The 20,951-nt window shown below is 34.5% G+C and carries 16 protein-coding genes, 1 rRNA gene and 3 pseudogenes; 1 reads left to right on the top strand and 19 read right to left on the bottom strand.

Going from position 1 to position 20,951, the window contains the following annotated elements:
• Window positions 1-141 precede the first annotated feature (141 nt).
• The 15 genes and pseudogenes from ACQH3L_RS01060 to ACQH3L_RS00990 form a co-directional block, all read right to left on the bottom strand.
• A complete protein-coding gene (locus ACQH3L_RS01060) occupies window positions 142-1,368 on the bottom strand; it encodes a DEAD/DEAH box helicase (RefSeq protein ID WP_038199603.1) in 1,227 nt (408 codons plus the stop codon).
• A 35-nt stretch (window positions 1,369-1,403) separates the two neighbouring features.
• Complete coding sequence (locus ACQH3L_RS01055; RefSeq protein WP_006279919.1) at window positions 1,404-1,655, bottom strand: cold-shock protein; 252 nt, start codon at window positions 1,653-1,655, stop codon at window positions 1,404-1,406.
• 174 nt (window positions 1,656-1,829) lie between these two features.
• Complete coding sequence (locus tag ACQH3L_RS01050) at window positions 1,830-3,164, bottom strand: TldD/PmbA family protein (protein ID WP_010081974.1); 1,335 nt, start codon at window positions 3,162-3,164, stop codon at window positions 1,830-1,832.
• An 18-nt stretch (window positions 3,165-3,182) separates the two neighbouring features.
• Window positions 3,183-4,055: an ATP synthase F1 subunit gamma gene (gene atpG / locus ACQH3L_RS01045; RefSeq protein ID WP_010081973.1), complete on the bottom strand. Its 873-nt coding sequence runs from the start codon at window positions 4,053-4,055 to the stop codon at window positions 3,183-3,185.
• 198 nt (window positions 4,056-4,253) lie between these two features.
• Window positions 4,254-5,474 carry a hypothetical protein gene (locus tag ACQH3L_RS01040; protein WP_007548692.1) on the bottom strand — a complete coding sequence of 407 codons (1,221 nt, stop codon included), beginning with the start codon at window positions 5,472-5,474 and terminating at the stop codon, window positions 4,254-4,256.
• Entirely contained in the window at window positions 5,471-6,202 is a 732-nt protein-coding gene (locus tag ACQH3L_RS01035; protein WP_038199598.1) for a hypothetical protein, read from the bottom strand. Before ACQH3L_RS01035 ends, ACQH3L_RS01040 begins: the two co-directional genes overlap by 4 nt.
• Entirely contained in the window at window positions 6,195-7,424 is a 1,230-nt protein-coding gene (locus tag ACQH3L_RS01030) for a lipoprotein-releasing ABC transporter permease subunit (protein WP_070357005.1), read from the bottom strand. The genes ACQH3L_RS01035 and ACQH3L_RS01030 overlap by 8 nt, the downstream gene beginning before the upstream one ends.
• 280 nt (window positions 7,425-7,704) lie before the next feature.
• Window positions 7,705-8,913, bottom strand: coding sequence for a hypothetical protein (locus ACQH3L_RS01025; protein ID WP_425384865.1), 1,209 nt, complete (start codon window positions 8,911-8,913; stop codon window positions 7,705-7,707).
• Window positions 8,914-9,041: 128 nt separating this feature from the next.
• Window positions 9,042-9,785, bottom strand: a pseudogene (locus ACQH3L_RS01020) (cupin domain-containing protein); the annotation flags it as partial.
• Between the two features lie 26 nt (window positions 9,786-9,811).
• A protein-coding gene (locus ACQH3L_RS01015) for an IS5-like element ISWpi1 family transposase (protein ID WP_425384643.1) occupies window positions 9,812-10,644 on the bottom strand; the annotation gives its coding sequence in 2 pieces (ribosomal slippage) (window positions 9,812-10,275 and window positions 10,275-10,644; 834 coding nt in all).
• Between the two features lie 57 nt (window positions 10,645-10,701).
• Window positions 10,702-11,253 (bottom strand): annotated as a pseudogene (locus tag ACQH3L_RS01010) (sugar phosphate nucleotidyltransferase); the annotation flags it as partial.
• 112 nt (window positions 11,254-11,365) lie between these two features.
• Complete coding sequence (locus ACQH3L_RS01005; protein WP_010082038.1) at window positions 11,366-12,604, bottom strand: hypothetical protein; 1,239 nt, start codon at window positions 12,602-12,604, stop codon at window positions 11,366-11,368.
• Window positions 12,605-12,688: 84 nt separating this feature from the next.
• Window positions 12,689-13,045, bottom strand: coding sequence for a succinate dehydrogenase, hydrophobic membrane anchor protein (gene sdhD / locus ACQH3L_RS01000; RefSeq protein ID WP_010963113.1), 357 nt, complete (start codon window positions 13,043-13,045; stop codon window positions 12,689-12,691).
• Entirely contained in the window at window positions 13,042-13,419 is a 378-nt protein-coding gene (sdhC, locus tag ACQH3L_RS00995) for a succinate dehydrogenase, cytochrome b556 subunit (RefSeq protein WP_010963112.1), read from the bottom strand. The genes sdhD and sdhC overlap by 4 nt, the downstream gene beginning before the upstream one ends.
• A 100-nt stretch (window positions 13,420-13,519) precedes the next feature.
• Window positions 13,520-15,024 (bottom strand): 16S ribosomal RNA (locus ACQH3L_RS00990).
• A gap of 154 nt (window positions 15,025-15,178) precedes the next feature.
• Here ACQH3L_RS00990 and ACQH3L_RS00985 point away from each other — a divergent pair.
• Entirely contained in the window at window positions 15,179-15,793 is a 615-nt protein-coding gene (locus ACQH3L_RS00985; RefSeq protein ID WP_010963111.1) for a hypothetical protein, read from the top strand.
• Between the two features lie 560 nt (window positions 15,794-16,353).
• Here the strand turns inward: ACQH3L_RS00985 and ACQH3L_RS00980 are convergent.
• From ACQH3L_RS00980 to ACQH3L_RS00965, 4 genes and pseudogenes are all read right to left on the bottom strand, one after another.
• Window positions 16,354-16,437: pseudogene (locus ACQH3L_RS00980) on the bottom strand (WPE palindromic element domain-containing protein); the annotation flags it as partial.
• A gap of 233 nt (window positions 16,438-16,670) precedes the next feature.
• Window positions 16,671-17,522 (bottom strand): ParB/RepB/Spo0J family partition protein, encoded by an 852-nt coding sequence (locus ACQH3L_RS00975; RefSeq protein WP_425384864.1) that lies wholly within the window; start codon window positions 17,520-17,522, stop codon window positions 16,671-16,673.
• On the bottom strand, window positions 17,519-18,361 hold the full coding sequence (locus tag ACQH3L_RS00970) for a ParA family protein (RefSeq protein WP_006280226.1): 843 nt from the start codon (window positions 18,359-18,361) through the stop codon (window positions 17,519-17,521). The genes ACQH3L_RS00975 and ACQH3L_RS00970 overlap by 4 nt, the downstream gene beginning before the upstream one ends.
• A gap of 90 nt (window positions 18,362-18,451) precedes the next feature.
• Window positions 18,452-20,932 (bottom strand): ATP-binding protein, encoded by a 2,481-nt coding sequence (locus ACQH3L_RS00965; protein WP_070357002.1) that lies wholly within the window; start codon window positions 20,930-20,932, stop codon window positions 18,452-18,454.
• Window positions 20,933-20,951: the final 19 nt, after the last annotated feature.

Raw genomic sequence — 20,951 nt, 5'->3', positions numbered from 1 at the left:
TTGAAATCCAGCAGTTCGCTGTAGCCAATTTGAATCCCACTCTGGATCTACGTCATAGCACCGCAATATCTCAGCATAGATTCCGCTAATGAGTAGCGGAATGACGAGTTTTACGCTTATCAAATTGTAGGTAAATCCTATTTAATACGCTTTTTCTAGTACTCTGCTTTTCTTCTTAAATGCATTGATCTTTTTTCTACCGTATTTAGTCTTTAACGTACTTGGCCTTTTAAAGACCTTTTTGCTGTTACGTTTTTTAAATTGCACACTACAATCAAAATTTAGCTCTCCTTCTTTGTCTGCCAGTGCAGGCAGTCTTCTCTTATCTTGAGGTGTAACAAAAGATAGCGCATACCCTTCAGCTCCAGCGCGTGCAGTTCTACCTATACGATGAATATAGTCAGCTTGCGATTGTGGTGCATCATAATTGATAACATGTTGAATGTGGGGAATATCAAGGCCGCGAGAAGCAACATCTGTTGCAACCATGATTTGATTACGGCCACGACGAAAAGAATTAATGACCCTTTCGCGCTTGTGCTGCCTTAAATCACCATGAATTGCTAAAGCGCTATAGTCATCTTTGTGCAATCTGTTAGCTAGCTGATCCGCTCCTCGCTTTGTTTTGACAAAGATAATGATTGATCCTTCGCGCTGACATAGTTGTGTAACAAGCTTTTCATATTTTTCTGATTCTGATGCATAAACAATTTCTTGCTTAATTTTTACAGAAGTTGTAACCTCACAATCAACAGAAATACGTTCTGGTCGATTAAGGTACTTCTCAGCAAGTTTTACTATATCTCCAGGAAGAGTTGCAGAAAACATAAGAGTTTGCCTTATTTTAGGCAAATGCTTCATAATTTCTTCAATCTGAACTCCAAAGCCCATATCAAACATACGATCCGTTTCATCAAGCACAAGAACGCTAACATTGCGAGTAATCAAAGTTTTACGCTCAATATGGTCTATAATACGACCAGGAGTACCTATTACAATTTGTGGTTTTTTCTGAAGCTGATTTAGCTGCCTAAAAATAGGCTCACCACCAATCAACAAAGCGACCCTTAGTGCAGAATTTTGAGATAAGAGTTTTCTTATCTCATTTGTTACCTGATGCGCAAGCTCTCTGGTTGGCACGATGACTAAAGCTGAACCAGTGTTAGGCTCATTCAGCAACTTAGCAACCAACGGAATAGCAAATGCTAAAGTTTTTCCAGTCCCCGTTTGAGCAGATCCGAGAATATCTTTACCTTGTAGCGCTAAGGGAATCGCTTGTATTTGAATCGGAGTTGGGACGAAAAGATTATTTTTATCTAGAGCTTGTCTAAGCGAAGCTGGGAGACCCATCTCATGAAAATTATTCACAATACGTTAATCCTGTTAAAAGACTTCATAATAGATTAATCTTCCAATCTTAAATTTATTGCAGATTTTTTATCTTCTCCGTTTCTACCGCGCTCCTCTTTAACCTCATAACTCACCCTTTCTCCTTTTATTCCCTTCTCTTTATTCTCTCCTTTAAGTGCCTCAGGTCTTATTCCCGAACGTTCCAATGTGCTAATATGTACAAAAACGTCACCCCCTTTACCTTCTGGCTTGATGAAACCATAGCCTTTTTCGGCATTAAACCATTTTACATTACCAAATTCCATTTAAACAACTCCTAAATTATTAACTAACATTACTAATGTGATGAAAAACTTTGAAATTACGATTGAGAATGCTTTAAGCTTAGCTATTGAAACTAAACCTTTATACTCCATAGTCTATCCTTAACATTACATGACAATAATACACAATTGTTGTACTTGATGCAAATAAATTTTTTAATCGTTAAGCGAACCTGCAACCGTCATTTCGCTAACTTTAATCGTTGGTGAATTAAATTGCCCACAAAAAGTTAGATCATCTGCAACGACTAAATTGCTAAACATATCCTTCAAATTGCTAGCAATGGTAATCTCATGTATTGGATACGTTATTTTTCCATTTTCTATAAAAAATCCGGAAGCGCCTTGGCTGTAATCGCCATTGATTAAATTGACACCAAAACCAAATAAATCAGTTACATATATTCCCTCTTTCACTTCCTGAATTAATTCTTCAAACGATACATCACCATTCTCAATGTAGAGGTTACTAGCTGCAGGAATAACTGCAGCATTACTTGCACGAGTTGCACTTCCGGTTGTTTCTGAGTCTAATTTTCTAGCCGAGTATAAGTCTAAAATCCAATTTTGTAATATTCCGTTTTTTACAAATATATTTTTCTTGCTAGTTATCCCTTCTCCATCAAATGGTCTCGATGCTATGCCTCTTGGCAACAATGGATCATCGATAATATTAATTCTATCGTTGAAAATCTGAGCGTTTAAACTACCCCTCAAGAAAGAACTGTTGCTTATAATACTGCTCCCATTTATAGCAGAAGCAAAACTTTTTACTAGCCCTTTTGCTGCTCTTTTTTCAAAAATAACTGGAAATTTACCAGTTTTCATTGTACGTGAATTCAATTGATCAACTGCTCTTTTTGCTGCTTCTTTTCCCATTAACTCTGGCAACTTTAAATCACTAAAATTACATGCTATATCATAATCGTAACCAACCTTCATTTCACTTTCTCTTCCAGCAACAACAGAGACCTGATTAGCAAAGGTTGATTTACTAAACGAGCCAATAAAACCAGAAACAGTCGATAATACTGTATTCACTAAAGCGTATGAAGAAGAGGCTCCTTCAGAATTAGTGATACTCTTATGTGCAAGGGCTGAATTTTCTGCAGCTTCAGCAATTTCTTTTAGGTTATCAACGGTTACAACATTATTATCTGAGATACTTAAATCTGCAGAAGAGATATAATTACTACCATTTACAGCAAAATTAATGCAAGGATCTTCTGGCGCATTCTTTGCCATTTCTACCACTTGGCTTACTGTATCACTCAGATTATTCAAATCGTTTGTAGAAATATACGCAGCTTTGTTTTTACCTGCTATAGCTCTGATTCCTACAGTGCAATTTTTAGATTGTGATATTTGCTCAATTTTTGATAGACGCTGAGAAACTGAAGTCTTATTAGTTTCATATATTGTAACTTCCGCATCTTGATTTTGCTTTTTTATTAGTTTAGTAATATCTGCTGCAATATTTAATATATTCATTTTCTATTCCTTAGATTTCTATAAAGATTCTGCACCACCTATAACTTCAATTAAATCAGTCGTAATCGCTGCTTGACGAGAACGATTATAAAGCAATGCTAATTTGTTCAGTATCTCTTTAGTGTTTCTGTTTGCTGATTCCATAGCAACCATTCTAGCACTATTCTCACTCGTTGCACTTTCAAGTAAAGCAGAGTAAAGAGCAATTACAACGTAATCTTGAACCAAAGATTTTAAAATAAATTCAATATTTTGTGGTTCATACTCATAGCCGTAATCTGTTGTTGGACCAGCCAGAGAGCTATCAATCAAGGATGAGTCTTTACTCCATGGTTTTATTGTTTCCAACATTGGTTTTTGCGTGAAGGTATTATAGAATTTACTATAAAAAACTTTAACTTTATCGTATTTACTTAAATCTATACCATCAACCAAAGCTTCTACGTGCTTTAACGTGATTCCCTTACTATTTTCAATTTTTAAGATACTTTTAGAGTCAAATCTATTTTTACCTACATCAAAAGCTTTTTTACCAAGAAATACAATATCTACTTTTTTGCCATTTGCGATTGACTTATTTACACGCTCTTGACTAAATTTGACAATAGAAGAGTTAAAGTTGCCGCACAAGCCACGATCAGACGCAATAATGAATACTAGGTAAGAACCGTCGTTACTGACATTTAGAATTTTTGCCAGTAATTCTTGATCAACTGATAGCATTAATGAAAAAATAATGTTATGCAGCTTAGATACATATAATTTTGAATTTAATAACTTCTTTTGGCTTTGTAACAACTTTGCTGCAGAAACCATTTGCATTATTTTCGTGGTTTTCTGTACAGACCTAATATTCTTAATTCTTAAGGATAATTCCTTTAAGCTCTTCATTTTGTATACAACCCTGATTTATTAAAATATATAACTGTTAGTGTCTAAAAGCAAGTTTTTTTGACATTAAACCCAAGTCTAGCTAAGAAACTTGCAGGTTTATTGTTTGGAGATAAGGATTATATTAAGAAAGTGCTCTAACTTCAGCAATATCAATGTGAAAGTAGCCTAATGGTAATTTCTACACTTTGTGGAATTTTATAATATATAATAAACACAATTAAAACTATTACAACTTGAACACTTATGATCCCATTGTTCTAGTTCCCTGTTACAATTTTTACATTTCCAGCCTGGATCAGGCAAAGCTTCTGAGCCCATCTTGTTTAGCCAATAAATTACCTTGTCGTGTTCTTGCAATGTAACCTTGAGTTGTATTACAATAAAGTAGATTGACATGTAATTAGCTTTTTTCATAGCAGTATCTAAATATTGACTTGCAAGATCATATTTACCTGAACTCATTGAGGACAAAGCAAGTAAACAGTAACTAAAATAATAATCAGGGCGTAAGTTGTATAGTCTTTCAGCACCTTTACTATTTAAATTGATGTACATTTTAGCTGACTGAGGAGTAGGATTTACTGTATACTCTGCCTCTAGCACTGCAGAAGCTTTTCTGATTTTTCCAAGTTTAATATATAATTCTGCCTTTAAATAATTGATGGGCTGAAAAATTGCACTATAACGTTGTGCTCTAAATAAAGACTTTATAGCCTCCTTAAAATTTCCTTTACTTTCATATTGCTTTGCTAAAGCGCAATAAAACACTGCAAACATTTCTTTATGATCAAAGGGGAGAAAAATATTGGACTTAACTGCTTCCTTCAACCTCAAAATTGCATTAATCCAATCTTCTTTCAATATGCAATGCTCTATTTGAAAGGGAATAGATAGCATTTTATCGTTAATTGAACTAGAGCAATATTCTATAAATTTTTGAAAGACTACTTTTTCTTGTTTGAGGTGGACAATCAGCTTATTGGCTAGAAGTAGAGCTAAGTTACGATTTTTATTTGCAATATTTGTTAAACCGTTACTGAAAAAGCTGTAATTTCCCGTCTTACCTGAGTTAAAGAGCTTTATTAAAGACAACCTATCGCTCTCCTCACTCAGACTTTTAACTAGCTTTTGGGCATTCTCTATATTGTCTAAGTCTATGCTAAAGAAAGCTTCAAAGAGAAGCAATTCTTCCCTATCCCTTCTTCTATTTCTTATGTTGGCAAATGTTGATGAAATGGAGGAAAAAAAGCGTACAAGTGTAATTAATAAAAATAATAAAACTACACAAGTAAAAATAATGAAATATAGATCAATACTTATAGTGTAATTGCCTAATTCCAATTTTATTACTTCACCACTTACCTTGACCCATATACCAAATAAAAACGAAAAAGCGAAAATTATAAAATAAATCATGAGATATATTGTAATAAGTGATGATATATTGTTGAAATATTCTTAGAAGCTACAATAAAACCATTCAATTTATTCAGCCATAGCTTGAATTCTGAATGCGTTAAATTGCTTACTGTAACAGTTATATTTTGCCAATCATTATCATTTATTGACTCCTCAATTTCTGCGAATTTTACTCTTAATGGATCATTTCGGTCGTCTACCTTTATCCAGTTTGAAATGATTTTTTTAGACAATGTACTTTTGTTGTAATCGATAGTATCAATAGTTTTTTCAAAAGATAACTTCAATTCGTGTAAGGTATTTATCTCTTTCAAATTTTCTAATTCATCTACTGCATTTTCTATCTCTGGATCGTCAAGCTCTGATATCAAAGGCTTTATTGAATTTATATGGTTATCAAATTTTGCTTCTCGCAATAACGAATTCTTCATTTTAACCACAAGTAATAGCAATTTTGCAAGGTTCTTACATCTTGAGTTATTATCACCTTGCTCACATTGAGTATGCTGACTTCTCTTGAGGTCAAATATCTTTTTTTCTATTCTAGATTGATTAACTTCAAGCAACATTCTAAATTCATCCATGTTTTCCGTTAAAGCTTTCACATTGTTTTCACTCTCTTGCTGATTTATTTTTAAAAAGATTATGTTATTTATTGTGATGTAACCGGTAAATAACAATACAATTAAGAACCAACCTATGTACTTTTGCTGAGTATCATTCATAACGTAGTATCTCCGCAGGATCTTGTGCAGCTGCCTGCAACGCAGGAGCAATTGTCGCTAAAAATGATAAGAGTAACGCAAGTGCAGAAATATTTACTACGTCTTGGGGTACTAATATCACTGGCAAACTTGAAAAAAAGTATATCATAGGATCAAACAGCTTGACGTTAGTAATGTTTTCTAAAAACACTCTAATGCTTTCGATATTGAGAGAAAAAACGACACCTATAATACAGCCAAGACAAGTTCCCGTAAAACCGATTAATAGACCACAAGCGCAAAATATACGCATAATGCTTCCACTTGTTGCACCAAATGTACGCATAATTGCAATCGCGGATTTCTTTTCTTGCACTATCATCATTAAATTTGAGATAATATTAAACGCTGCTACAACTATAATCAAAGTGAGAATTAAAAACATCACATTTCTTTCAGTTTTTAAAGCACTAAAATAATGGCTTTGCTGTGATTGCCAACTTTCAGCTTCCATTCCTATTTCTTTTTCTATAGCATCTGCCAGCTTATCAGCTCTAGTAACGTCGTCTACAAGTACTTCTATATTTTTTATGCTATTTTTATAATTAAAAAAGGCTTGTGCTGATTTTAGAGGCATATATATCAAGGTATTATCATACTCAAACATACCCATATCAAATATTGCTATAACTTTATATTTTTTCATTCGCGGCATTTCACCAAGTAATGCATCAAATTCTTCAGATGATATAAACGTAATTTCGTCGCCATAGTCAATGTTCAAAACTTCTGCTAAGCGTGCTCCTATTATTATCCCTTCATCAAATTTTTTTACATCACCTATAATTACATTATTTGTAACGGCAGTACTATCAAGCAAATCTTTAGTTGACACACCTCGCACTACGCTACCTGCAATTTTACCATTTGCTACAATAATAACTTGATCATTGGTCATAGGAGTAGCTTTTAATATACCAGGAATTCTCTCAATAGATTTTGAAACTGCGTAGTAATCTGAATTTATGTTCCTATCAAAATAAACGTTAATATGGCCATCAATGCCAAGTATTGAGTCAAGCAACTTTGCTCTGAATCCGTTCATCACAGACATCACCACTATTAGTGTTGCAACTCCAAGGGCAATGCCGATAATAGAGAACAAAGTCATTATAGAGCAAAATCTGGCATTTCTTGCTCGCAAATAGCAAGCAGCCATAGTAATTTCAAAGGCAATGGACATTACAAAATATTTTGAGGTTAGACATTATATTTTTGAAACTTCGTATAATTGTAGACTTTTCTTTATTTAAAAACTAGAGATTTTTGCTTCCTTAAATTTAGCAGACTTATAGAGTATCTTTAACATTAGAATTTCAAAATCTTCCATATACATCATCCAACCTCACTATATCATTATCAGATAAATGCTCTCCTATCTGAAATTCAACTATTTCAAGTGGAGAGCTTGTGCTTTTATAACATAGAAAAAATCAAGAATATTATTGGGTTTATTCAATAAGTTATAATTCTTTCCTTCCATAATTTTCAAATTGTACAACTAGTTGCTTTACATTTACATCTGTGAGAAGAGCATTTTTGCTAACATGAGGTCTCGGATCAGATTTTGCTGATAAGGGATTCATCTGAGATATTTCATCCCTCATTGGAAATAAGCGAGATTGGGAAGCAACTTTTGGTGATGGCCTAGTTTTTTTCTCCACATCTATATCCACTTGTGCAACAGGAGGGGTCCTGCTTTCAATAGTTTGCGCATTAGGACTTTCTTTTGCTTGATTTTGTTTGAATTTTTTTCTTATCTCTTGTACTTTAATATCGATATTATAATTAATTTCTTTTTCCATAGAAGATACTACCATTTCTAGCTTTGTGCTTGATTTTTGATCAGTATGACCTAACTTTTTAAGTTTTAGTGGTAATTCAGGTTTATCTTTAGTTGATTTAGGAACAGTTCCTACTACTTTTGGTTTTTGTCTAACTTCTTGACCAGCAGTAAACATTTTTTTTGGCAATGGGGGTGCTATTGATGGTTTTGGCAATATTGGAGGTTTAGATTGTTGTTTTTGTTTAAGTTCTCTTTTTGCTTCCATATGTTCTTTAGGAACTGTTACATAAATTAGCTCTTCTCTAGGCGATTTTGAACTTTGTGAATTTTCTGTTAAAATTTTACTCTTCTTCTCTTGATAATTTGATATCTCTTTGTATCCAGGCTTTTCATCTAATGAATTTCCATGGCCTGAATCATTATAATTAACTTCTACTTGTCTATCTTCTTTTAGAAAACTGCGTTCTGGCTTTTCTGGAGCTATTGCAATATTTCCTCTTTCAACTTGCTCCAAACCTGAAATTTTACGATAAGCCTCTAGATATTCAAAGATTGTCATTGAAGTAGTAGGAGGTAATTTATCAATAAAACTACTTATATTCTTAACTGGAACATTTCTTCCCGAGATTCTATTCAATATTTCCTTTAATATCTTAAGACCTGATGGCTTTCCATTCATCGATTTTACATAATCAATTGAGTCACTACGTATAACAAACTTAGCTACATCTTCTGCCTTATCTGTAAAACGCTTTAATGCCTGAGATAAATCCCTTACCGTTTTATTATAATGTCTAATAGTTACTAACTCATCTCTTGCTTTTATAGCTTCTTTAAGGAAACCGAGATTTTCTCTATAATTGTCACTTTTAAATGGATCCTTCATATTAATTACAACTCATTATTTATTAAAATATGGGTATAGGTTTAAAATATTAAGATTTAGTAAATATTATTTTTTACATAAAGCAGCTATACCCATATTATAAATTGCCAACAAATGCATTTATGGCGTTACCATATTCTTCCATATACATCATCCAATCTCACTATATCATTATCAGATAAATGCTCTCCTATCTGAAATTCAACTATTTCAAGTGGAAAGCTTGTGCTTCTATTTTCAATCCTATGGGAAACTTCCCTTGGGATTTCTATCATATGGTCCTTTGCTATAGCATATTCTTTGTCTTCTAAACTAACATATCCAACTCCTGATAGCACTATATGGTATTCATCTCTATAGTGATGGAATTGCTTAGAAGTGCAGCTTAATGGATTGATAAAAAGATATTTTATAAGAAAATTTTCGCTCATTAAAATTATACTACAAAATCCCCATGGTTTAACTTCTTTCCTTATCACCTTTACTTTCTTAACTTTATGAATAAATGAAATTAGACTTTTGTTTGGTTGCTTACAAGCTCCACTCAATAAATTTTTATTACTTTCTGTCGTTGAAACTGGTTCTTTTTCTCTAATCACATGCTGAAATGATGCCGGTTCTTTACTAAACTTCTCACTCAATTCTAAAACTGAATTCCAAGTTCCAACATCCAACCAATCGAAATTAGCTTCTATCATTGCAACGTTTTTTGCTTTCTCCATCACCAAGTAATCAATGGATATGCCTTCAATTCCTGCAAAATCTCGTTGTTTTAAATACAGAAATCTCTCTTGCGGTGTGAAATATTTAAAACATAAATTGTAAAGATTCGGGGCAGATTTTTTAATCTCATCTATGTAGCGTTTTGCTTTAAGAGGTTGTCCGGAAACTAGTAAATTCAAGCATATTCCCTCTTTAACATAACCCTACTCATAGCTAGGTATATGAAATTCTCAGTGGATGTTGTGAGTAAATCATACTCCTTCGATAGCCTTCTATTCCTATTAACCCAAGCAAAAGTCCTTTCTACAACCCATCTTCTTGGCTGTACTTTAAACCCTTGTTCTCTTGTTGGTAGTAGCTCAGGTGGCGTATCTTTGTGCACCCAAAATCTACATGGAGGCCTTTTAACAATTTCAATATCTATGTCATATTCTTCCTTTGTGTGATTCTTTAAATTTCTTCCTTGGTATCCCATGTCAGCCCACATTTTTTTAACTTTAGTATATTTTGTTCTCATATTGTTTAATGCTATTTTAATACCATCTCTATCATTTTCGTTAGCAGCGCCTACGTAACAACCTAGTATAAAACCCTGAGTGTCTGTAATTATATGCCTTTTTCTACCCTTTACTTTTTTACTTCCATCATAGCCTTTGATCCCCCCTTTTCTGTAGTCTTTACAGATTGACTATCTACTATACAGGCACTCGGCTGCTCATTCCTTCCTATTTTTCTTCTACTATATTTTGTAATTTCATAATTCATTTTCTCAAAAATTCCCTGCTTCTTCCATTGCCTGAACTGCTCATACACAGTCTTCCATAGCGGAAAATCATTTGGTAAATACCGCCATTGACACCCTGTACGCAATACATAGAAAATTGCTTCTAATATTTCTTTTTTGCTATACTTTGGCAGCCTTCCTCCTTTCTTGTATGATACTCTGAAGTGTTTTTCTATTCTTGCCCATTCCCTTTCGCTTAGATCTGTTGGATACTTTTTTCTCATCTTTACCCCGTACTAAAATTTCAGATATTATAGCCTTTTACTTGTTTCCGGACAACCTCTAAACACAAATATTCCAGAGTTCCAATAATGATCGTTACTTAACTTACGCTCGGGCTTTTCTGTAAAATCTTTCACTATATGACATTTTTCTTTCTGATCATATACTGCATTTATATAGCCGTATTCAGAATTGAATTCATGAGGCTTAACCCCAAAAGTGACTATAGAGTTAGTTTCAGAGGCTAACTTAGACGCTTTTTGAGTAGAAGCATAAAAACTATTCAAATCACCTATAAAATGGTCTGAAGGCAGAATTAACATTGTCTCGTTTTCATTGCAGAGAAGTGCAGCAATTAATATTGCCGCTGCTGTTCCAATTTTCACTGGTTCGAAAATCACTTTATATTCTTGCAGTGCATGCAATTCCTCCATCACTAATGACTCGTACTGTATATTTGTAGCAATTATGGGCGGCATATAATCGCTTTTTAGCCTCAACAAAGTGTTGTGAAACATAGTGTTCTGACTAAATATTTTCTGAAATTGCTTTGGCTTAGATAAAGGCCAAAGTCTGCTACCACTACCACCACACAATATTACAGGGCGCATTTAGTTAAGATATTAATTATATAATTAATATCTTATACTGAGGGCAAAATACATGCAAGTTTTTGTTGTGGAATAGTTAATAAAGAAAGTAAATGTTGATTTAAAGTAATTGCTAATGAGAGTGATCATGTGTAGCGCCTTGCCCTTGCTGTGAATTTCTTCTATTTTGTAATTCCTCAACATGACCTTTTCTTTTATCACTTAATATTTCATTACCCTTATTTTGTTCTTCCTCAGGACTCTTTAGTATTTCATTACTCTTGCTAACTTCTTTATCATCCCCTTGTTTCTTTGGCCTTCTAGCGTTAAGCTCATCCCATGTGCCCACTAGTGAATCACGATTCCCATGATCCGGCTTTAGCCTTTCTTCACCTTTAATAACATTAAAGTCACTTTTTGCTTCTTCCAAACATCCTTTCAGTTGGTGTTTCCACATGGTGTAGTAAGCATCACCATATTTTTTCTCATTTGCTACAAACAATAAAATTGGAGCCTTAAGTATGGTAGCTCCCATATCCACTAAATTTTTTACTGCCATTGCAGGAGTAAATAAAAGATAACCAAAAGACTTTGCAATTGGGTTTTGTTCGCTTATTAAATGCTCCCCTAACTTTATAGGAAGAGAAGTCAACAATTTAGTACAAACTTTAGCTAAACTTGTAGCAAAAACGATAGGAACAGATATAAGACTTTTATCTAGCTCTAGATTACCATTCTGATCTCTAATTTCTGAAAAATGGGTGCTTAGCTTCTTGTAATCACTAGTGTATAATAATTCTCCATTTCTTCCTTTTTCATCAACAACTTCCTGAACTTTACCTTCTTTATTTTTTACCTCTTTAGTTAGCACAGAAGAATTAGTTAATTCAAATGGATATTGAGGATCCTTAGTTTTTTCAGCTTCAAAAATTGGCACGTGTTTTTTCAAATCCATTCTCGAAAAGCCTAATGGCTCAAAATATGACTTATGCAACTCATTTATCGGAATTTGCTTACCCTGATTGTCTATATAATTGATAGTAAAATAAGATCTATCATTATCTTTATCTTTGGTAACTAAAGATAATCTGAAACTTGGTTGTTCTCCATTCTCATCTTTTTGACCATACAAAAGTTTATAGGTTGGATTTTTATCTTTATCTAGTATAGCATTTCCATGCATATCCCTGTTTTCTATGATTTTAGCAGACTGTACAATTTGATCATAATTTTTTGGATACTGGCATTTCCTTCCATCATACATCATTACCTTTCTAAGGTCTTCGACGTAAACTTGAGATTCAGGTGAAGTAAGCAGACCTTTTGCTTTAAGTGTAAGATCTATTGCTCCCTTTTTTAATGCTTCAAACATATTGTCAAACCAAAATCGCTATAATGCTATAGTTCAATAATAAAACTAGTACACTAATAATATATTAACACAGCACCGGTGATTTTACAAGAAAATATGCCTGTAGAAGATAAAGATTGTAAAAGCGAGGGTTATATAAGTAATGCTTGATAAGTACTTTATGCATGTAATTGTAAAAATCCTCAAAGGTACGCTGTGTATATAATCTTCGCATACTACCTGCATTCCAAGAACTGCGTGCCAAAAAATGCAAAACAACAATACAACAAAAAATAAAAGCTCTAGAGGGTGATTAATAAATTTTTCACTAAAAGACAAAGAGCTATCAGTATAAAATGTGCAAGAAAATGAATAGATAAACCAAGGAAACAGGAACAGTAAAATTACCGCAGAAACACGCTGAACCCACCAATGATGTACTGAATTTCCAGACTGACTCATATAAACATAAATAAAAAAGCCATAGTAGAAAGAAGTAGCGTTACTGTCAGCAGTATAGCACTCCTTGAAACGCCAGTAATTTCTAAATTAAGCCCAACATCCCACAATAAATGACGAATACCATTAAGAAAATGATATACAAAACTTATAAAACATAAGACATAAGCTAATTTAGCAACAGGAGTGAATAATAATGCATTTAAGTACCTTACTATAAGTAACTCAGGAAAGTAAACATGTAATATGAAATACCAAGAAAGTATCATTAATAAAAGGAATAGCAAGATACCAGTCAATCTATGCATAATAGAGAAAAAACTAGTAACTTGTACTTTATATATTTGTAAATGTGGAGAAAGAGGTCTATCACTCATAAAATTCCGTTACCGGGAAATTAAAATAAAGTAGAAGTAAAGACAGCAGTATAGCACATAACAACACCATCATTAAAAATGGTAAATTATGTGCAAAGCCTAAGGAGGTAATCCAGCTGCAGATTCCCCTACTGCTACCTTGTTACGACTTCACCCCAGTCACCGATCCCACTTTAAATAACTCCCTCCTTGCGGTTAGGTCGTTAGCTTCGAGTGAAACCAATTCCCATGGCGTGACGGGCAGTGTGTACAAGACCCGAGAACGTATTCACCGTGGCGTGCTGATCCACGATTACTAGCGATTCCAACTTCATGCACTCGAGTTGCAGAGTACAATCCGAACTGAGATGGCTTTTAAGGGATTAGCTTAGCCTCGCGACTTTGCAGCCCATTGTAGCCACCATTGTAGCACGTGTGTAGCCCACTCCATAAGGGCCATGATGACTTGACATCATCCCCACCTTCCTCCAGTTTATCACTGGCAGTTTCCTTAAAGTCCCCAGCATTACCTGATGGTAACTAAGGATGAGGGTTGCGCTCGTTGCGGGACTTAACCCAACATCTCACGACACGAGCTGACGACAGCCATGCAACACCTGTGTGAAACCCGGCCGAACCGACCCTATCCCTTCGAATAGGTATAATTTCCATGTCAAGGAGTGGTAAGGTTTTTCGCGTTGCATCGAATTAAACCACATGCTCCACCGCTTGTGCGGGTCCCCGTCAATTCCTTTGAGTTTTAATCTTGCGACCGTAGTCCCCAGGCGGAATGTTTAACGCGTTAGCTGTAATACAGAAAGTAAAACTTCCCATATTTAACATTCATCGTTTACAGCGTGGACTACCAGGGTATCTAATCCTGTTTGCTCCCCACGCCTTCGCGCCTCAGCGTCAGATTTGAACCAGATAGACGCCTTCGCCACTGGTGTTCCTCCTAATATTTACGAATTTCACCTCTACACTAGGAATTCCTCTATCCTCTTTCAATCTCTAGATTAGCAGTTTTAAAAGCAATTCCAAGGTTGAGCCTTGGGATTTCACTTTTAACTTACTAATCCGCCTACGCGCCCTTTACGCCCAATAATTCCGAATAACGCTAGCCCTCTCCGTATTACCGCGGCTGCTGGCACGGAGTTAGCCAGGACTTCTTCTGTGAGTACCGTCATTATCTTCCTCACTAAAAGAGCTTTACAACCCAAAGGCCTTCTTCACTCATGCGGCATGGCTGGATCAGGCTTTCGCCCATTGTCCAATATTCCCCACTGCTGCCTCCCGTAGGAGTCTGGACCGTATCTCAGTTCCAGTGTGGCTGATCATCCTCTCAGATCAGCTATAGATCATTGCCTTGGTAGGCTATTACTCCACCAACTAGCTAATCTAATATAGGCTCATCTAATAGCAATAAATTTTTCCCCCGTAGGGCGTATACGGTATTAGTTGCCGTTTCCAACAATTATTCCGTACTACTAGGTAGATTCCTATACATTACTCACCCGTCTGCCACTAAGTTATACCATAGCAAGCTACAATATAACTCCGTTCGACTTGCATGTGTTAGGCCTGCCGCCAGCGTTCATTCTGAGCTAGGATCAAACTCTCAAATTTAGACTTCAACCTATAAAAGGTTGAGGGTACATCGGATAAATCCGACAAAAAAATAATTTAGCTTAATACTGCTGTCTTTATTTCTACTTTAGAAATATTTTAATCTCCAACTATTCAAACAACTTTAAGAATATTATTATGTGATATAATCACTATGTCAATATGTTTTTGCAAATCAAAAGCATTAATGTATAAATATATAACTATTCAGAATATTACCATGAAAAAATACATCTTTCTGCTTGCACTCGCGCCAATGTTAGTTGGCATCACATTATACTTATTGCGCAACATTGATAACACAAAACAATCTATAACTGCAGGTGACAAGTTTTACGAAGTATTATTCTTAAAAAAAGATAATAAGCCGCTGCTAGAAGAAATAGATTCAAATTGGGAGTATTTAGCAAATTTTGAACGCGCATTCAATCATATCTCAGATTCAATGCCAACAGACACAGCATCTATTTATAATGATTTGGCAGATGATAAAGATGCTCCTAATGTTTTGCGTGAGTTAGCACAATATTTAGAAGTAATGAGCTTACTTCACTCCAACGGTGAAAAAATAAATAAAGACAAAATTGATAATTTAGAATCAAGCACAGTGTATCCTTATTCAAGCCAAGAAGCTATCGCTGTAGTAAAGATACATAATAACGACATTAAAGGTGCAACTGAAATATTGCGTTCCCTATTAAATGATAGAAAATGCCCTATCCTAATCAAAGCTAATGCACAAGAATTACTCAGGATATATGGGAGTTAACTCATTGGACTTTTTGCATAGCTTTTGGCAGCGCATCGGATGAAACGAAAAAACTTACTTGACACCCTTCGCCAGCGCCCTTATCATGATAGTGAAGCTATTGTATTTGCTTTTGCCAATCTGCAGATTAAAAGGTAAGGATTACTTAATGTATCGGCGTCTTATGTTCAATTTTTTGCAGTATATAGATACTGTATGTCTTTACAAAACTTCATCTACATCTAGATTTTTATCTAAATAAGCTGAACGCGCTTATAAAGCGTTACAAGACATCAAAAAATGCCAATACTCGACAGAGATAGTAAAAGACTAGCTAACTCGGGGGTTCTTTGTCTTTTTTTCTGCTTAGTAAACTTCTTAAACATTTGCAGCGTAAGTTAGTTGCAATTAAAAGCAGCTTAATCTTGCTTTTCAAGCGTTTAAAACATAAAAAACGCCAATATTTTAAAGCGGATAATAACCCCAGGGCTTCTTTTGCCTTTTTTTTCATTTGGTAAATTTCTTAATGTTTATGGCTAAAGATTGCACGAATGTTGCAATTACAAAAACGATTTCTACTAGGGTGTCATCCCAGTGCGTGACACTGGAATCCAGCCTTTATTATGCAGCCACTTGGTTGAAATTAAGTCTTCTGGATCCCAGTGTCAGCTACTTGGATGACACCATTCTTTTTCCTGGATCCAAGTAGTCAGGGCACTGGGATGACATACCCTGACAATCGTCATCCCGCTGCTTGTTAGCGGATACCGCGGCGGTATGACGTAGAAGTTATACTTTTATGCTTACCAACTTAATAAAATTCCTGGATTCCAGTGTCAGCTACTTTCATGACACCAACAGTTGATATTGGTTTGTTGCTTTGCTAGCCAACTACTAGCTATGCCTCAAGTTTCCTATTCAAAATTTTCAATATCAAATCCAATTCATTTGGATTATCATACCGTATCATAACTTTACCCTTAGAATTGTTGTCATTAATTTTGATCTTTAAACCAAGTTGAGAAGATATAGCGCCTTCTATTACTGTCATATCTTGATTTCTAGTATATCTCTGCTCTTTTTGATTGTTGTTTTGATGTAGGTCCTTTATCAGTTTTTCAGTTTGTCTAACGCTTAAGCCCTGAGAAACTATTTTTTCTGCAATACTTTCCGCATTTTCAACATTAATCAACGCTCTTGCATGACCCATAGACAATTTTTTCTCATTGATCGTTGTTTTCACCCTATCAGGGAGCAACAACATCCGAATCATATTGGTTATGTGGCTGCGGCTTTTGCCTATAGCTGAAGCTAATTCCTCATGTGTATAGAAAAACTCATCTATCAGTTTTCTGTAAGCTTCACCTTCCTCTATTGGATTAATATCTTGCCTTTGTATGTTTTCAATAATGGATACTTCCAAGCATTCCTTGTCGCTCAGATCTTTTATGATAACCGGTGCACTATCAAGATTTGCAATCTTGCTTGCTCGCCAACGACGTTCTCCAGCTATTATTTCATAACCATCATCATTTGAATCTTTGCGTACCACGATAGGCTGTATAATGCCACTTTTCTTTATCGAATTTGCAAGTTCTCTTAATGACTCCTCGTCAAAATGTTTCCTCGGTTGAAATTTGCTTGGGTGCAGTAATGAAATAGGCAAATGCTCTTGTCGATCTTCTTTATTATCATAATTATCGCCTATGAGGCCGGCAAGACCTCTGCCGAGGCGTCTATCATCCTTCATACTACGCCCTCGCTTACTAGTTTCTTCTCCTTACAACTGCTCGCGTGCTTTTTTAAAATTTCCCTTGCCAAACTTATATATGCTTGTGCACCAGGACACTTAAGATCATACACAATAGCGGGTTTTCCATGAGAAGGCGCTTCTGATAACCGTACGTTACGTGGAATAACAGTCTCATACAATGGGATGATAGTTTTGTATACTTTATCATTTAAATACTGGCAAATATCGTTTTTAATCTGTTCACTGAGTTTGTTGCGCCTGTCATACATTGTTAACACTATCCCTTCTATTGCCAAAAAAGGGTTTAGGTTATTCCTTTTTATTAGCTCCACAGTTTTAACTAAATGGCTTAATCCTTCCAGAGCAAAAAATTCACACTGAAGAGGAACAATAATAGAATTAGCAGCAGTCAAAGCATTTATGGTCAGAAGCCCAAGTGATGGAGGGCAATCGATGATTATATACTCATAATTATCGCGTATCTTCTCCAATGCGCTTTTTAGTACGAATTTTCCTCGCTCAAGTTGCGATAATTCAATTTCTGCAGCTGACAAATCAACTACTGACGAAATTAGCGATAAATTCGGAATTTCCTTTATATTGAAAATTGCCGATTCTATCAATTTATTTTCGCTGCTTAGTAGTATTTTGTATATGTTTTTTTCTTCCCTACTACGATAAGAAATCCCGAGTCCGGTGCTAGCATTTCCTTGAGGATCAAGATCTACCAATAAAGTGCTTTTTCCCACAGCAGCAAAGGCTGTCGACAAATTTATACTAGTTGTGGTTTTGCCAACTCCACCCTTTTGATTTACTATTGCAATAATCTTGCTCACGCCTTTTATCTTATGTATAAAATAATTCTATTGTATATATGCAAGAAACTTTTGCATTAGAAAATTTTTTTGTTGCTAACCACACTAAAATTAGACTGTCTTTTTTGCTTTGTGTAACACACTTTGAACCTTGTTTCCTAATTCATTCAGAGTGAATGGTTTTGGCAAAAAGTGAAAATCTTCTATATTGATGTCATCACTCTTTAAAAAAGCATCTTCTGCATACCCAGAAATAAAAATAACGTTGATATTTGGCCTATGGATCAATGCTTCTTTAACTATTTCTGGGCCGCTCACCTCTGGCATGATTACATCAGTGATTATAAGATCTATATGTTGACTTTTTTTACTGATTATTTCTGGCGCCTCGCTGCCTATGCTTGCTTCTATTACATCAAATCCTTTTCTTTTGAGTGCTTTAGAGATGAATTCCCTTACTGAATCTTCATCTTCGATTAATAAAATTATACCATTACCTTTAATTTCACTTACTACCGGTTTTTCTGTTTCTTCACTATCTTCCTCTCTATCATTTTCATCTGATATGTAAACCATGGGCAAAAATATGCTAAATTTAGTTCCATGATTTACTTTGCTAGCAACATAGATGTATCCTTCAGTTTGTTTAATAATGCCATATACAGTAGAGAGGCCAAGACCTGTACCAGAGGTAATATCTTTGGTAGAAAAAAATGGATCAAAGATCTTTTCAGTTGTATCACTCGTCATTCCACATCCAGTATCAATTACTTCAATCACAACATAATTTCCATGTTCAATCGCTTCCTTGTCTGGAGAAAACATATCCTGAGGTGTAGAATTTAATGAGTCAATCTTTTGATTAAAAGTTCGTATAGTTAATTCTCCGCCCTTTTCCATAGCAGCACTAGCATTGACTGCTAAGTTAAGTATAACTTGCTCTAATTGCCCTTGATCAGCCCTAACAGCACCCAAGTCTCTACCATAATAAATATTAAATTTTATATTTTCACCTATTAATCTTTTTATCATTTCATAAAGATTAGCTATAGTATTATTTACATCAATAATTTTTGGCTGCAAGGTCTGTCTTCTTGAGAAAGCAAGCAATTGTCTTACTAAATTTGATCCACGCTTTGCATTTTGCTGTATCTGTATTATATCTCCAAAAGATGGGTCACCAGCTGAGTGTTGGAGTAAAAGCAAATCGCAAAATCCTATTATCCCAGTCAATATATTGTTGAAATCATGCGCAATACCACCTGCTAACTGCCCTATAGCTTGCATCTTTTGATAATGCTCAAGCTTTATCTCTAGGTTTTTGTGTTCAGTATTGTCAATAAAATAACAAAGTATGAAGATCATTTTATTATGAAGAAACTTATTGAAATATATTTTTATGTTATTACCGCCGTTGAGCTGTACATCAAAAGACGCATTATTTATTCTATTACTCGAAAAATATTCACGTATTTTCACATGATAACTATCCAATATCAACGTAAAGATTGAATTATTATCTGACCCTGCAAGCTTTATTAGTGCCGTATTTTTCTTTACAAAGTTGCCGTTTATGTCACATTGTGCAATAGCAATTGATGAATTTGCAAAACAAGGGTGTAATTGATAATCAACAATATTTGATTCGGTTGGTGTTATAAAGCCATATATATAGCTATGGTTGTATTTATCACAAAATATAGCAGTGCTCATATAAGCCTTGAATGGAATACCACTTATAGTAAAAAACAAAATTTCATTATCGGTTGTTGTATTGTTATATTTAGATTGAGATATAAAATCACTGATTGAACTACCTTTTTCCAGTTTTTTTAGTTCAAATATGTCTAAAAATCTTTTATTTACAGATAAAATCACCCCTTTGGCATTTGCAATGTAAGTTCCTATGCTGTGTTTTTCTATTAACTCTTCATATATCTGCTCCTTGTTTATCTGTGTTGCTTTTAATACAAAATACCCATCTGGCCTTGCTATTGGCACTAATGATAAATTTAAAATCTTATTACTATTTATAGCAATTTGGGGATTATCTGGTATCGGCTCAAAGAGCAAAAGAAAGTTAGATACTCTATTCTTCTTGTTTAAGGAAATGCATACCTGTACAGAAGAGTTATTTTTTAGTGCATGATAGAGTACTTTTTTGTCTGCTTCTGAAACATCTCCTATTTCAAGAATCTTGTCTAACGTAATGTCATCATCTATATGATCTTTAAACCTTTCGTAGAACCTTGCATCAGCATAAATAATACCTTCATCTTTATGTAAAATAAGGCAAAATTCTGTATTATGATTTAGTGCATTTGCAAATATTGCATTTTGAAATTCTATAGTATTAAGTAGGTATCTGTAGCGTTTTACATTATACATCATAAAGAGAGTTGTTAGAATGCTAACTAATAAATTAATCTCTATATTAATATGCTGACTATATATATCAAAAAAGTAGAGTATCGATATTGCTACTGGAGGTAAGAGCATAATAACTGCCATCACAACAATTGACATTCCATAATTTCTTAGTATGAAGTCAACCCTGTTCTCTTTTTTGTTATCTATGTATCTTTTATTCATTATTGTTACTTGGCATTGT

Source organism: Wolbachia endosymbiont (group A) of Sturmia bella (assembly GCF_964030905.1).
In the GTDB taxonomy this organism is placed as follows: Bacteria; Pseudomonadota; Alphaproteobacteria; order Rickettsiales; family Anaplasmataceae; genus Wolbachia; species Wolbachia pipientis.
The sequence above is the reverse complement of the archived record's forward strand: the minus strand, read 5'-3'. Positions and strand labels throughout refer to the sequence as shown.